Origin of the sequence: Streptosporangium amethystogenes subsp. fukuiense (assembly GCF_042665875.1) — a bacterium.
In the GTDB taxonomy this organism is placed as follows: domain Bacteria; phylum Actinomycetota; class Actinomycetes; order Streptosporangiales; family Streptosporangiaceae; genus Streptosporangium; species Streptosporangium fukuiense.
Map to the genome: position 1 here is coordinate 6,601,168 of NZ_JBHTEE010000001.1, position 13,699 is coordinate 6,614,866.

11 protein-coding genes are annotated in these 13,699 nt (G+C 70.3%); 4 read left to right on the forward strand and 7 right to left on the reverse strand.

Annotated features, from left to right (window positions below):
- Positions 1 to 634: 634 nt before the first annotated feature.
- Positions 635 to 1,240, forward strand: a complete 606-nt coding sequence (locus tag ACFQVD_RS28865; RefSeq protein ID WP_386272558.1) for a Uma2 family endonuclease — start codon at positions 635 to 637, stop codon at positions 1,238 to 1,240.
- On the opposite strand, the gene hemL is transcribed toward ACFQVD_RS28865, so the two are convergent.
- Entirely contained in the window at positions 1,237 to 2,535 is a 1,299-nt protein-coding gene (gene hemL / locus ACFQVD_RS28870; RefSeq protein ID WP_343981009.1) for a glutamate-1-semialdehyde 2,1-aminomutase, read from the reverse strand. The two genes, ACFQVD_RS28865 and hemL, sit on opposite strands and share 4 nt — an antisense overlap.
- 160 nt (positions 2,536 to 2,695) lie before the next feature.
- Between hemL and ACFQVD_RS28875 the strand changes: the two genes are divergently transcribed.
- The 3 genes from ACFQVD_RS28875 (at position 2,696) to ACFQVD_RS28885 (ending at position 6,701) form a co-directional block, all read left to right on the forward strand.
- Positions 2,696 to 3,922, forward strand: a complete 1,227-nt coding sequence (locus ACFQVD_RS28875) for a sensor histidine kinase (protein ID WP_343981006.1) — start codon at positions 2,696 to 2,698, stop codon at positions 3,920 to 3,922.
- 149 nt (positions 3,923 to 4,071) lie between these two features.
- The gene (locus tag ACFQVD_RS28880; RefSeq protein WP_343981003.1) at positions 4,072 to 6,063 is read left to right on the forward strand and encodes a sensor histidine kinase; all 1,992 of its coding nucleotides are present in this window, start codon (positions 4,072 to 4,074) and stop codon (positions 6,061 to 6,063) included.
- Positions 6,060 to 6,701: a response regulator transcription factor gene (locus tag ACFQVD_RS28885; RefSeq protein ID WP_343981000.1), complete on the forward strand. Its 642-nt coding sequence runs from the start codon at positions 6,060 to 6,062 to the stop codon at positions 6,699 to 6,701. Before ACFQVD_RS28880 ends, ACFQVD_RS28885 begins: the two co-directional genes overlap by 4 nt.
- Positions 6,702 to 6,725: 24 nt before the next feature.
- Here ACFQVD_RS28885 and ACFQVD_RS28890 read toward each other — a convergent pair whose 3' ends face one another.
- From ACFQVD_RS28890 to ACFQVD_RS28915, 6 genes are all read right to left on the reverse strand, one after another.
- A complete protein-coding gene (locus ACFQVD_RS28890) occupies positions 6,726 to 7,367 on the reverse strand; it encodes a bifunctional DNA primase/polymerase (RefSeq protein WP_343980997.1) in 642 nt (213 codons plus the stop codon).
- 192 nt (positions 7,368 to 7,559) lie between these two features.
- Positions 7,560 to 8,546 carry a porphobilinogen synthase gene (hemB, locus tag ACFQVD_RS28895; protein ID WP_343980993.1) on the reverse strand — a complete coding sequence of 329 codons (987 nt, stop codon included), beginning with the start codon at positions 8,544 to 8,546 and terminating at the stop codon, positions 7,560 to 7,562.
- Between the two features lie 280 nt (positions 8,547 to 8,826).
- The gene (locus ACFQVD_RS28900) at positions 8,827 to 10,407 is read right to left on the reverse strand and encodes a bifunctional uroporphyrinogen-III C-methyltransferase/uroporphyrinogen-III synthase (RefSeq protein ID WP_343980989.1); all 1,581 of its coding nucleotides are present in this window, start codon (positions 10,405 to 10,407) and stop codon (positions 8,827 to 8,829) included.
- Positions 10,404 to 11,315 (reverse strand): hydroxymethylbilane synthase, encoded by a 912-nt coding sequence (gene hemC, locus ACFQVD_RS28905; protein ID WP_386274388.1) that lies wholly within the window; start codon positions 11,313 to 11,315, stop codon positions 10,404 to 10,406. The genes ACFQVD_RS28900 and hemC overlap by 4 nt, the downstream gene beginning before the upstream one ends.
- A 5-nt stretch (positions 11,316 to 11,320) precedes the next feature.
- Positions 11,321 to 12,661, reverse strand: a complete 1,341-nt coding sequence (locus ACFQVD_RS28910; protein WP_343980983.1) for a glutamyl-tRNA reductase — start codon at positions 12,659 to 12,661, stop codon at positions 11,321 to 11,323.
- Between the two features lie 121 nt (positions 12,662 to 12,782).
- The gene (locus ACFQVD_RS28915; protein WP_343980979.1) at positions 12,783 to 13,490 is read right to left on the reverse strand and encodes a redox-sensing transcriptional repressor Rex; all 708 of its coding nucleotides are present in this window, start codon (positions 13,488 to 13,490) and stop codon (positions 12,783 to 12,785) included.
- Positions 13,491 to 13,699: the final 209 nt, after the last annotated feature.

Here is a 13,699-nt window from a genome sequence, read left to right on the forward strand (position 1 = left end):
GCGGCCCGAGCCGCGATGCGCCCTACCAGACGATCACACTCGCCCCCGAGCCAAGCCATGACCGGCAACGACAAACCGCAGCAAGCCGACCAACGGTCGACAGGTCACGACGGGCCTGACGAAATACGGCGAGCCCCCTGCGCTCCTTCCCGCACCACTGCTTCAGCTACGGCGACGGCCCCAGAACGACCCCTGTAGGGATTGCTTCAGCGTCCAAGGGCCCAATGGGCGGCCCGCAAGGAAGCGACTACGGCCCGCAGGGCGTACGGCGGGACAAGGGGTGCGCGGAGGTGGGTGGGTGCTCCGGGCGGCTTATAAGAATCCGCAACCACCGCGCCCGCCGGGCCGGAGGCCCGAATCCCCAGACCCGCCACCAACGACGGCCGCCCGGAGCACCCACCCACCGGAGCGCGAACACGTCCGAACCCGCGTCGGCCCACGCACCAAACCAGCCGTTCGTATCGCCGTCGGGCAGCATGGGACCCGCCGAACAACATGTTCACCGGGAAAACACGCCCGCCTTGACAGGAGCGGGGCACACCCCCTGCCTTTGACGGCAGAAGCGAGAGAGAATGAATTGAGGGTAACGGAGATGATCTGAATGAACACACCACGTGATGGAGACGATGTTACGGTGACCGACGTGAGTAGCGCACTTGACTACTGGCCGTCTCCGCCCCCATGGGGATGGACCGCCGACGATCTCGATCACCTCCCGGCAGAGGGGCCGAACGGCGAACCCGACTTCTTCAAGCACGTCGAACTGATCGATGGAGCTCTCGTCTTCATGTCCCCCCAGAAGCGCTTTCACCAGCGAATGATCCGCCGCCTCAGCGAAGCGCTCGACAGCCAAGCCCCAGAGAACCTGTCAGTGGTTGATCAGATGGACGTCAAGCTCGGACACCGGATGCGCCCCTGTCCTGATATCTCGATCGTCGAGACGACAGCCGCCGATGACGACGAGCGGACGTTCTACACTCCCGCCGAGGTCCACCTCATCGTCGAGGTGGTTTCGCCTGAGTCCGAGGACCGCGACCGCAAGACCAAACCGTTCCGTTACGCCGAAGCCGGGATCGCACACTTCTGGCGGGTCGAGAACAACAACGGCAGTCCCGTCGTCTACGTCTACGAGCTCGACCCCGCCACCGGTGCCTACGGCCTCACCGGCATCCACCACGGCAGGTTGACGGTCCCGGTCCCCTTCTCCATCGATATCGACCTGGACAGACTCCCTCGCTAACCGGAAACGGAAGCCGCGGCCTTGGCCGCGGCGGGAAGGGCCTCGGCGATCCGGGAGAGCGCCTCGTCGTCGTGGGCCGCGGACAGGAACCACGCCTCGTACGCCGACGGCGGCAGGTAAACACCCTGATCAAGCATCGAATGGAAGAACGCCCGATAGGCGGCGGTGTTCTGCCCCTGGGCGGTGTCGAAGTCGACCACCCGCTCGTCCGTGAAGAAGACGGAGAACAGGCTCCCGGCACGCTGCAGGCGGTGCGGCACCCCGGCGGCGGCCAGCGCGTCGGCGGCGGCACGGCCGATGACCAGGGCCGCGGCGTCCACCCGGTCGTAGACGCCCTCGTCACAGGCACGCAGGGTGGCCAGACCGGCGGCGCAGGCCAGCGGGTTTCCGGACAGGGTGCCCGCCTGGTAGACCGGCCCCTCGGGAGCGAGATGGGCCATCACGTCGGCGCGACCGCCGAACGCGGCGGCGGGCAGGCCACCGCCCATGACCTTGCCGAAGGTCATCAGGTCGGCGTCGACCGGATCGAGCCCGTACCAGCCCGCCTCCGAGACCCGGAAGCCGGTGAGCACCTCGTCGATGATCAGCAGGGCGCCGTGCGCGGTGCACAGCTCCCGCAGCCTGGCGTTGAACCCGTCCAGCGGCGGGACGACGCCCATGTTGGCCGGGCACGCCTCGGTGATCACACACGCGATCTCGGCGCCGAACGCCTGGAACGCCTCGGTGACCGCCTCGATCGAGTTGTAGGGCAGCACCACGGTGTCGGCGGCCGAGGCGCCGGTCACGCCGGGGGTGTCGGGCAGGCCGAAGGTCACCAGTCCGGAACCGGCCGAGGCGAGCAGGGCGTCGACATGGCCGTGGTAGCAACCGGCGAACTTAATGATCTTGGATCGGCCGGTGAAACCGCGCGCCAGCCGTACCGCGGACATGGTGGCCTCGGTGCCGGAGCTGACCAGGCGGATCTTCTCCACCGGGTCGACCCGGGCGACGATCTCCTCGGCGAGCTCGACCTCGCCGGCCGTCGCCGTACCGAACGAGGTGCCGTCGTGCAGCGCCTCCTGGAGGGCCTCGATCACGGCGGGATGCCGGTGACCGAGGATCATCGGCCCCCACGAGCAGACCAGGTCGACGTAACGGTTGCCGTCCACGTCGGTGATGTAGGGCCCCTGACCCGAAGCCATGAAGCGCGGCGTGCCGCCGACGGCTCCGAAGGCGCGGACCGGGGAGTTGACACCTCCCGGGACGATCTCACGTGCGCGGGCGAACAGGTCCTCGGAGTTCTCAGTACGGCTCACGCCCACCAGGGTAGTCAGCGCCCGCGGCGCTCCCCGCAGAAAGGCCGCCCGCACGTCCGCCTCTCCCCTGGAGACAGGGCCCATGAGACCCAGAAAATTCATTCCAGAACGGGACATTCGCCCCGGGACAACGGGACATCATGTGGGAGATCCTGCCCACATGGCAGTCACGACGCCCCCCGCACAGCCCCCCGCTGCCCGGCCATCCGGCGTCCACGCCGTGCTCAACGGCGTCCTGGTCTACGGCGCGCTGGCGCTGGTCACCGGCGGGATCTACTCCGGCCTGACCTGGCTGACCGGCACGCTGTCCGGCGGCGAGGACCCGGTGGCCGGGCTCGTCGCGGCACTGACCGTGGGCGCGATCTTCCGCCCGGTACGGCTGCGCCTGCAGCGTGCCGTGGACCGGCTGCTCCGCGTCGAACACGACCCCTACCGGGTGGCCGACCGGCTGAGCCGCACCCTGCAGGAGGCCGTCGACCCAGCCGAGGGGCTGGCCACCGCCGTGGTGCTGGTCCGCCAGGCGCTGCGCGCCGACGGCGTGGCCGTCGAGGTCCACGGGAGCACCGTCACCGACGGCGAACTGGGAGAACGGCCGGTCGAGACTCCGCTGGTCTGGCACGGGGAACCGGTCGGACGACTGCTCAGCAGCGGTCCCGCCCCCTCCCCGGACCTGCTGAACGCGCTGACCCAGCAGCTGGCCGAGCTGGCACACGCGGTACGGCTCACCGCGGACCTCCGGCGGTCCAGGGAGCACATCCTCACCACCCGGGAGGAGGAACGACGCAGGCTCCGCCGCGACCTGCACGACGGGCTGGGACCGACGCTGGCCAGCCTGGCGATGACCGTGGACGAGGCCAGGATCCGGCTGGAACGGGACCCCGAGGCCGTGGAGGGGCTGCTGATCCGCGTGCGCGACCAGATGGGCACCGCGATCATCGACGTCAGGGACCTGGTGTACGGTCTGCGCCCGCCGGCGCTGAAGGACCTCGGCCTGGCCGGCTCGCTACGCTCGCTGGCCGACGCGCCGGGACCGCGGGTGGACATCGCACTGGCCGGTCCGCTGAACAACGTACCCCCGGCGGTGGAGGTGGCGGCCTACCGGATCGCCCAGGAGGCGCTCACCAACGTCCGCCGACACGCCCAGGCCACCACCACCCTGGTACGGGCCGAAGTGGTACGGGCGAACGCCGCGGCGGCGGGCGGCGAGTTGCGACTCTCGATCGCCGACGACGGGATCGGCCTGCCGGAAAAGGTCCGCGGTGGCGTGGGCCTGCTCTCCATGCGCGAGCGGGCGGCGGAGACGGGCGGCTCGTGCACGATCGGGCCGCGTCCGGGCGGCGGCACCGAGGTCGTCGCCCGGCTACCCATCGGAACGGAAGCACCGTGATCTCCTTCACCGGCGAAGACCTCACGACCTCATTCACGGACAACGGAGTCGGCATGACCTCCCCCGCGACCGCAGACCCCGTAACCGCAGCCCCCGTGACCGCCCCCGGGAACAGAGCCAGAACGATCTTCCCCAGGAACGAAGACCCCATGACCTCACCGGCGGACGAAGCCGCCACGGGGAACCGGCGGCGGGCGGCGTTGGCCGTTCTCGTCTGGACCGGCGCGGTGCTGGCACCGGTCTGCAACCTCCTGGCGGTCCGGTTGGTCGAGCTGAGCGCCTCGACCTGGCGCGAGGACTTCATCACCCTGGATCCGACGGTCTTCCTGTTCCCTGCCGCCGGCGCGTTCCTCATCACGCGTCGGCCCCGGCTGCTCGTCCCCTGGCTGCTCTGGACCAGCGGGGTGGTCGGCGGCGTCTACTACCTGGTCTACAGCGCCACCCACTGGTTCTACCTCACCGACCCCGGAGGGATCACCCCCTACCTCGGGTGGCTGGCGCTGTGGCTGTGGCTGTGGCACGTTCCGGTGTTCATCTCGCTGCTGCCGCTGCTCTTTCCCGACGGCCGGCTGCCCTCCCGGCGCTGGCGGCCGGTCCTTTACGCCAACCTGGTCCTCATGGTCGGGCACTCGCTGTTCCTGGGACTGGCCCCGGATCCGGAATTCGAGCTCCAGGTCCCGATCGCGAACCCCTTCGGCGTCGAGGCGCTGCGTGAGATCTCTCCGATCGTGGAGTCGTACATCGGCGCCCCGATGATGGCGCTCACCGCGCTCGGCGTGCTCTCGCTGATCTTCCGCTACCGGGCGGGCGACACCGAGCTCCGGCGCCAGATCGCCTGGTACGTCGGCGCGCTGGCGGTGCTCCTGCTCTTCTGGATCCTCCGGGTGGCGACCGGCTCCTGGTTGCTGATGGCCATGGAGACCCTCTTCATGGCCGGAGTGCCCCTGTCGATCATCGCGTCGGTGCTGCGCTACCGCCTTTACGGCATCGACGTCGTGCTCAACCGGGCGCTGGTCTACGGCTCCCTCGTCGCGGTCACCGGAGGCGTCTACTTCGGGCTGATCTGGCTGGCCGGCGCCCTGGCCAGCGACCTGGGCCAGGGCATCGGGCTGATCTCCGCGCTGGCCGTGGGCGCTCTCTTCCACCCTGCGCGGCTACGCCTGCAGCGGTTGGTGGACCGGGTCTTCGCCGTCGAGCGCGACCCCTACCGGGTCGTCGGCCTGCTCGGTCGTACCGGGCAGGGAGCGCAGGACCCGGCGGCGGCCCTCGGCGAGGCTGTGGCCCTGATCCGCGGGGCGGTGGGAGCCGGCGGGGTCGGCGTCGAGGTCCGCACGGGGCGGGGCGCGACGCGTGTGTTCACCGACGGGGAGCTTCGGCCGGGAGCGACGGAGACGCCGCTGTTCTGGCACGCGGACTGGGTCGGAACCCTGATGGTGTCGGGGGTCCGGCCGGGCCGCGAGCCGATGGAGGTGCTCGCCAGGCACCTCGCCGAGCTGGCGCACGCCGTACGGCTCACCGCCGACCTGCACCGCTCCCGGGAACGCATCCGGTCCACCCGCGACGAGGAGCGCCGCAGGCTGGGCAGGGAGCTGCACGACGGGCTCGGCCCGGCGCTGACCAGCGTCACGTTCGCCCTCGACGAGGCACGGAGAAGGCTCGACACCGACCCCCGGGCCGTCGAGAAGCTGCTGGTCCGGATCCGCGAGGAGATGATCGCGACGATCGCGTCGGTCCGCGAGCTGGTGTACGGCCTGCGCCCGCCCGCGCTGGACGACCTGGGCCTGGAGGGCGCGCTGCGGGCAGCGGCCGGAGAGACCGCGGTGACCGTGGACGGCCCGCTGGACGACCTGCCCGCCGCCGTCGAGGTCGCCGCCTACCGCATCGCCCAGGAGGCGCTCACCAACGCCCGCCGCCACGCCGGCGCGACCACCGTCCTCATCCGGCTGCGCCGCCTGCCGGGCGAGCTGCGCGTGGAGATCGCCGACGACGGGATCGGCCTGCCCGAGAACCCGGTCGCGGGCGTGGGATTGACCTCGATGCGCGAGCGGGCGGCGGAGGTGGGAGGCTCATGTGTGATCGGTCGCAGGCCGGACGGCGGCACGGAGGTGATCGCCAGATTGCCGGTGGAGGAGGCCAAGTGATCACAGTACTGATCGTGGACGACCACCCGGTCTTCCGGCAGGGTCTTCGCGGCCTGCTGGGGGTCATGGACATCGAGGTCGTCGGGGAGGCCGCCGACGGCCAGGAGGCCGTGGCGCTGGCCGCCGAGCTCCAGCCCGACGTGGTCGTGATGGACCTGCAGATGCCCGGCGGCAACGGCATCGAGGCGACCAGGACGATCATCAGGACCAGCCCGCGGATCGGGGTGCTGGTGCTGACCATGTTCCGCGACGACGACTCGGTGTTCGCCGCGATGCGCGCCGGGGCCCGCGGCTACCTGCTCAAGGAGGCCGGCGCCGAGGAGATCGCCCGCGCCGTGAACGCCGTCGCCGCCGGCGAGGCCATCTACGGGCCCGAGATCGCCCGCCGCGTCCTGGCCTACTTCACCGGCATGCCCGATCCGTCACGCACCGCCTTCCCCGAGCTCACCGAGCGGGAACGGGAGGTGCTCGGGCTGGTCGCCCAGGGCAGGGGCAACGGCGAGATCGCCGGGATCCTCTCCCTGTCCGGCAAGACCGTGCGCAACCACGTCTCCAACATCTTCATGAAGCTCCAGGTGGCCGACCGCGCCCAGGCGATCGTCCGCGCCCGCGAGGCTGGCCTGGGGGGCTCTCCCTGACCGGTCGGCCTCTCCGTACCGGAGTCACTCGCAGACGTCGGCGAGGAACTCCAGGACGCGGAGCGGATCGGGCAACGGGCGGCCGTCCGGCGGACGCAGCCACGAGCAGTGCCCGCCACTGGGCAGGAGCGAGGGCGGGGCGAGGACGTAGCTGTCGCGGCAGTGCCAGCGCAGGCCGGGCATCTCGTCGATGGTGGACGGGCCGAAGTCGAGGGCGCAGGACCACCACTCGTCCTCGTCGTCGGAGACGTTACGAGTGGCCACATAGAACAGGGCCCGGTCGCCGTTGACGGCGACCGGGCCCTGGGCTGCTCCGGCGGAGTCCATGTTCGCGAGGGCGGTGCGCCCCGCGGCGAGCGGTACGTCGAACACGTCGAACACCCGCCCCGTGGGGAGAATCACATTCGCCTCGGGTTCGTACCGCCACCAGTTGGTCAGCAGGGTGGGGTCGGTGGTGGCCTGCATCTGCCAGGCCACCGAGAGAGGGTGGCTTCCCGGGTCGGGACAACCGACGCGGTCACAGGAGCAGGAGCGCGAACCGCCTCTCAGCGGCCGCGCGCCCAGACAGCTCGCCCAGCCCAGCGCGGCGTACTCCAGCACAGAACTGATCATCTGCTTCGGATGGCCATGTCGTCTGTTTCGACGAACCATCGGTACCCCGACCATTGTGTCCTCCGTCGTCCGCGCATCCCGCGTGCCACCCGGATGCGACGACCTGTCCACACTCTGGTCAGTGGGAACGTCAAACCCCCCAGGGTCTACGCCACCTGGGACACATCCGCACCGGTTATCGCACTCTAACGCACACGTATCTCCAGCAAGCGACGAACCTCCAGTTCTCGGTACGTGCCGCCGATCTCATCTCAGCTTCGCGGCGACCTCGGTCGCCCAGTAGGTGAGGACCATGTCGGCCCCCGCCCTGCGGATCGCGACCAGCGACTCCATGATCACTCGATCCCGGTCGATCCAGCCGTTCGCGGCGGCGGCCTCGACCATGGCGTACTCGCCGCTGACCTGGTACGCCGCCACCGGCACGTCCACGGTGTCGCGCACCTGACGCAGGATGTCGAGGTAGGCCAGGGCCGGCTTGACCATGACGGCGTCGGCGCCCTCGTCGAGGTCCAGCCGCACCTCGCGCAGCGCCTCCCCGACCGGTCCCGCCGCGTCCTGCTGGTAGGCGTTGCGGTCGCCGAACTGCGGAGCGCACTCGGCCGCCTCGCGGAACGGGCCGTAGAACGCCGAGGCGTACTTGGCCGAGTACGCGAGGATCGGGACCTGCTCGAAGCCGTCGCCGTCCAGGGCCGCCCTGATCGCCGCCACCTGGCCGTCCATCATGCCGCTCGGTGCGATCACCTGCGATCCGGCCCGCGCCTGGGCCACCGCCGCGGCCGCGTAGCGCTCCAGGGTGGCGTCGTTGTCGACCTCCCCCTCAGCGGTCAGGATGCCGCAGTGGCCGTGGTCGGTGAACTCGTCCAGGCAGGTGTCGGTCATCACGACCATCGTGTCACCCACGTCGGAGACCAGATCGGCGACGGCCCGCTGGACGATCCCCTCCGGGTCGTCGGCCGCCGACCCCCTGCCGTCCTTCACCGCGGGGATACCGAACAGGATCAGCCCGCCCACCCCTGCCTCGGCCGCCTCGTGGGCGGCCTTGCGCAGCGAGTCGCGGGTGTGCTGGAACACCCCGGGCATCGAGCCGATCGGGTTCGGCCGGTCGATGTCCTCCTTCACGAACATCGGCAGCACCAGTTCCGCCGGGTGCAGCCGGGTGCCGGACACCATCCGGCGCATCGGTGCCGTGCGGCGGAGCCTTCGCGGGCGTGCGACAGGGAACTGGGCCGTCATGGTGTCTCCCCCTCCTCCCGGCCGGTGAGGGACTGCGGGCCGGAGAAGCTCGATGTGTGTGCCGGCCCACCGCTCACCGCGACGCGCCGCTGTCTCATGGCGCGCCGCCCGGCACCGCACATCACGCACCGCGTGCCGCGGCACTCCGGTCGCCACGCCCACCACCTGTGGCGACGCACCGCCTGCCGGGGCGCCGCCGATCACGGCCCGGCGCGCTCGCGCGGGACCGTCGAGCACGGCCTACCCGCCCTTTTCGCGTGCGCAGCCGCCTTGTTCAAGGTTACTTGGCGCGGCGCCGGGCCCCTCTCCGGGTCTGCGAGGGCCTGCGGGGGACGTCCCCCGCCATGACCGCGGCCTGCCGCTGCTTGGCACCGTACTCCGCCAGCGCCGCCGCGAGAGCGGAAGTCGAAGGTTTGTCGGCCATGACGTCGACCCTGAGCCCGAATTCCTCCGCGGTCTTGGCGGTCTGCGGACCGATCACGGCGATGACCGTGACGTTGTGCGGTTTGCCCGCGATGCCGACCAGGTTGCGGACGGTGCTCGACGAGGTGAACAGCACCGCGTCGAACCCACCGCCCTTGATCGCCTCGCGGGTGGGGGCGGGCGGCGGCGCCGCGCGGACGGTCCGGTAGGCCGTCACGTCGTCGCACTCCCAGCCGAGCTCGATCAGCCCGGCCACCAGCGTCTCGGTCGCGATGTCGGCACGCGGCAGCAGCACCCGGTTGATCGGGTCGAGCATCGAGTCGTACGGCGGCCACTCGACCAGCAGGCCCTCCGAAGACTGCTCGCCGGACGGCATCAGATCGGGCCTGACGCCGAACTCCACCAGGGCCCGCGCGGTGCTCTCACCCACGGCCGCGACCTTGAGCCCGGCGAACGCGCGGGCGTCCAGGCCGTACTCCTCGAACTTCTCGCGCACCGCCTTGACCGCGTTCGCGCTGGTGAAGGCCACCCATTCGTAGCGTCCCGTGACCAGGCCCTTGATCGCCCGATCCATCTGCTGCGGGGTGCGCGGCGGCTCGACGGAGATCGTGGGGACCTCCTCGGGCACCGCGCCGTACGAACGCAGTTGGTCGACCAGGCCGGCCGACTGCTCCTTGGTCCTGGGCACCAGCACCCGCCAGCCGAACAGCGGCTTGGTCTCGAACCAGGACAGCCGGTCGCGCATGCCGACGGCCTCCCCGATCACGATCAGCGCGGGCTCGACCATCCCGGCGTGCTTGAGATCGGGCCCGATCCGGCCCAGCGTGGTCACCACGGTGTGCTGCTCGGTCGTGGTTCCGGCGCTGCTGATCGCCACCGGCGTCGAGTCGGGACGGCCCGCCGCGATCAGCGCCTTGCCGATCGGAACGGCCTCGGCGACGCCGTTGTAGATCACCAGAGTGCCCGCTCCCGCGGCGTAGGCGGCCCAGTCCTTGATCTGGGTCGCGTCCACCACCCGGAACTCGGGCACCGACACCGCGGCCGGGATCCCGGCATAGGTGAGCACCGCCGTGGCCGGGGGTACACCGGGCACGATCTCGAAGTCCACCTCCGCCTTGGCGCAGGCCGCGACCTCCTCGGTGATCGAGGAGAAGAACATCGGGTCGCCCGCGCACAGCCGCACGACGCAGCTGCCGCCCTTGGCTGCCTTGACGGCCTTCAGCGAGACGGCGCCCTCCTCTGCCGCGCCGATGATCTCAACGCCCTCGCGGCAGTGACGTAGCAACGAGCCGTACGCCTCCTGATCGAGGATGACGATGTCCGCTCTGGAGAGCAGATCGGCACCGCGTAGCGTGAGCAACCCCTCATCGCCGGGCCCTGCACCGACAAAGGCGACGAACCCGGACGGATGCTCGAAGGTGGTACTTCCGGAGCTCAATGTGCTTGCTCCCCTATCAACGTGCCGGCCCCTTCGGCGATCATCTCGGCCGCGAGGTCGCGACCGAGATCCATGGGCGCAGAAGAGCTCCCGGCGGCGGACTTGCGCACCGCCCGCCTGCCGTCGACGGCGACGGCAGCGGCGGTCAAAACCAGATCGTGCCCGTGCTCGGCCGCGTACGTGCCCAGCGGGGCGGCACACCCCGCCTCCAGCGCGTTGAGCACCGCGCGCTCGGCGGTGACCTCGGCGCGGGTGCGCGCGTCGTCGAGCACGCTCAGCAGCTCGATCATGTCGGCTCTGTCGGAGCGGCACTCCACGGCCAGCGCTCCCTGACCGGGGGCGGGGAGTATCTCCTCGACCTCGAAGATCTGGGAGATCTCGGCCTCGCGCCCCAGCCTGCCGAGCCCGGCGGCGGCGAGCACGACCCCCTGCAGCTCGCCCGAGGTCACCTTGCCGATCCGAGTGTCGGCGTTGCCCCGGATGGGAACGTAGTCGAGATCAGGACGGATCATCCGGAGCTGGGCGATCCTGCGCGGGGAGCCCGTGCCGATCTTCGCTCCGGACGGCAGGTCGGCCAGCTTGGCGACGCCCACCAGGGCGTCCCTGGGGTCGTCGCGCGGCGGGATCGCCGCGATGACCACGCGCGGGTCGGGCGTGGTGGGCAGGTCCTTCAGCGAGTGCACCGCGAAGTCGATCGAGCCCTCGATCAGCTCGTCACGGAGCGCGCTGACGAAGACGCCCGTACCGCCGAGCTGCGTGAGGTCGCCCTTGGTCACGTCACCGAAGGTGACGACGCCGACGAGCTCGACGGCCCTTCCGGTCAGCTCGGTGAGGCGGTCGGCGACCAGGCCCGACTGCGTGGTCGCCATGACGCTCCGCCTCGTTCCCAGCCGGAGCGGAGGAGAAATGCTGCTCACAAGCCTGCCTCCTTCTTGCTCGGCTCGGTGTTCCTACCCTGCTCGACATCGATCGTCTCGATACGCCGCACCGCTTCGGGCACCTTCGGGTCAAGATTGAACAGCTCGCGGAGTGCTTCCGCATAATGATCGCCCGCCGGAGACTCCGCCAGCTGCTTGACACGCACTGTGGGCTCGTGAAGTAGCTTGTCGACCACCCGCCTGACGGTCTGGGTGACCTCGGCCCTGACGCGCCCGTCGAGTTCGGGAAGCCGCGCGGCGAACCGCTCCAGCTCCGTCTCGACCACCTGCGCCGCCTTGCTCCGCAGCGCCACCACGGTCGGCGTGACGCGCGCGGCGCGCTCGGCCGACAGGTAGGCGGCGACCTCCTCGGCGACGATGCCGCGCACGGAGCTGACGGCCTCGGCCCGGCCGCCGTCGTCGGTGCTCGCGTCGGCCCCGCTCTCCTGCATGGACTCCAGGTCGACCAGCGTCACGCCGGGCAGCCGCCGTACGGCGAGGTCGACGTCGTGCGGCAGGGCCAGGTCCAGTATGAACATCCGGTGGGGAGTCACCATGTCGGCGGTGATGACCACGTCGGTGGCGCCGGTGCAGGAGATGACCAGGTCGGCCCTCGCCAGCTCCCTCTCCAGGTCGTCGAACTCGGCGGCCCGGCCGCCGACCGTCTGCGCCAGCCGTACCGCGCGCTCGTGGGTCCGGTTGACCACCACGATGTCGGTGAGGCCCGCCCGCTGCAGGGTCGCGGCCGACAGGGCGCTCATCGATCCCGCGCCGACCACCAGGGCCCGCATCCCCTCAAGAGGGCCGAGGGCCCGCTCGGCGAGCGTGAGCCCGACCCCGACGAGGGAGGCACCGGCCCGGTCGATGCCGGTCTCGGTGTGCGAGCGCTTGCCCACCCGGAGTGCCTGCTGGACGAGCTCGTTGAGCGTCGGGCCGAGCGTGCCCTGCTGCTGGGCCAGCCTGAGCGCCGAACGCACCTGGCCGAGGATCTGCCCCTCACCCAGGACCATCGAGTCAAGACCCGAGCCGACCGAGAACAGGTGCTCGATCGCGCGATCCTCGTAGTGCACGTAGAGGTGGGCGGCCAGCTCGTCCATGGAGACGCCGGAATGGGTGCTGAGCAGCCAGGAGATCGACGTCACCGCGGCGTGGAACCGGTCGACCTCGACGTAGACCTCGACCCGGTTGCAGGTCGAGACGATCATGGCCTCGACGACGTGGGCATCCCGGTGGACGTCCTGGAGCAGCTTCACCAGCGAGTCGCCGGAGACGGAGACCCGTTCCAGCAGGGCCACCGGGGCCGTACGGTGGCTCAGGCCGACGACGAGAACACTCATCGACCCTCCACCGCCTTCCCCGGGAGGGCGCGGTCCGCCCCCGTCGTAGTGATCGTGCTCATCGTGGTCGCCCGGGAGTGCCTGAAGAGTGGGTGCCCGTCAGTTCGTGCGTGGTGCTTCCTCACAAGTCCACCGCCTCGGGCCACTCCTCGGCCATCGCGGGCCCTCCAGTCATCCGATCCGTCTTACGTTGCTCGTGGAACGCAAGGATCTGTAGTTCAATCGATAGGTCGACCTTACGGATGTCAACACCTTCTGGAACAGAAAGTACAACGGGGGCAAAGTTCAGAATGCTGGTGACCCCCGCGGCAACGACCCGGTCGGCCACCTGCTGAGCCGCCAGGGCCGGTGTCGCAAGCACCACGATCGACACTCCTCGCCGTCGTATCACGGCTTCCAGCTCGTCGATGTGCTCCACATTCAATCCCGCGATGTGGTCGCCCACCACTTCGGGGTCCGCGTCGAGCAGCGCCGCGACCCTGAATCCTCGGGAGACGAACCCGCCGTAGTTGGCGAGCGCACGACCGAGGTTACCCACTCCGACGATGGCAACGGCCCAGTCCTGGGTGAGGCCCAGCTCACGGGAGATCTGGTAGATCAGATATTCGACGTCGTAGCCGACCCCTCGGGTGCCGTACGACCCGAGGTGGGAGAGGTCCTTGCGAAGCTTGGCGGAGTTGACGCCGGCCGCGACGGCCAGGTCCTCCGAGCTCACGGTCGCCAGGCCACGCTCGGCCATGCCGTTCAGCGCTCGCAGATAGAGCGGCAGCCGGGCGACGGTCGCCTCGGGTATGCCGCGTTCGCGGGCTTGGGACAGACGGCGGATCACGTGCCGGAGCTCCAGGGGGACAGGCGACCGGCGCGGCCCGGACGCGACGGATGACGAGGTGAGGCCACTGTCATTCAGGTTAGTCCTTTTGTGAACCGGTGCACAAAGTGAGTGTTCACAATCTTGGCCACCCCCTCCGCCGGTTCGTGGTCCGACCCCCTCATCAGGGCCCTGACCTGCGCCTCCGGCAGCTCCCCCGGCGGCCGTCA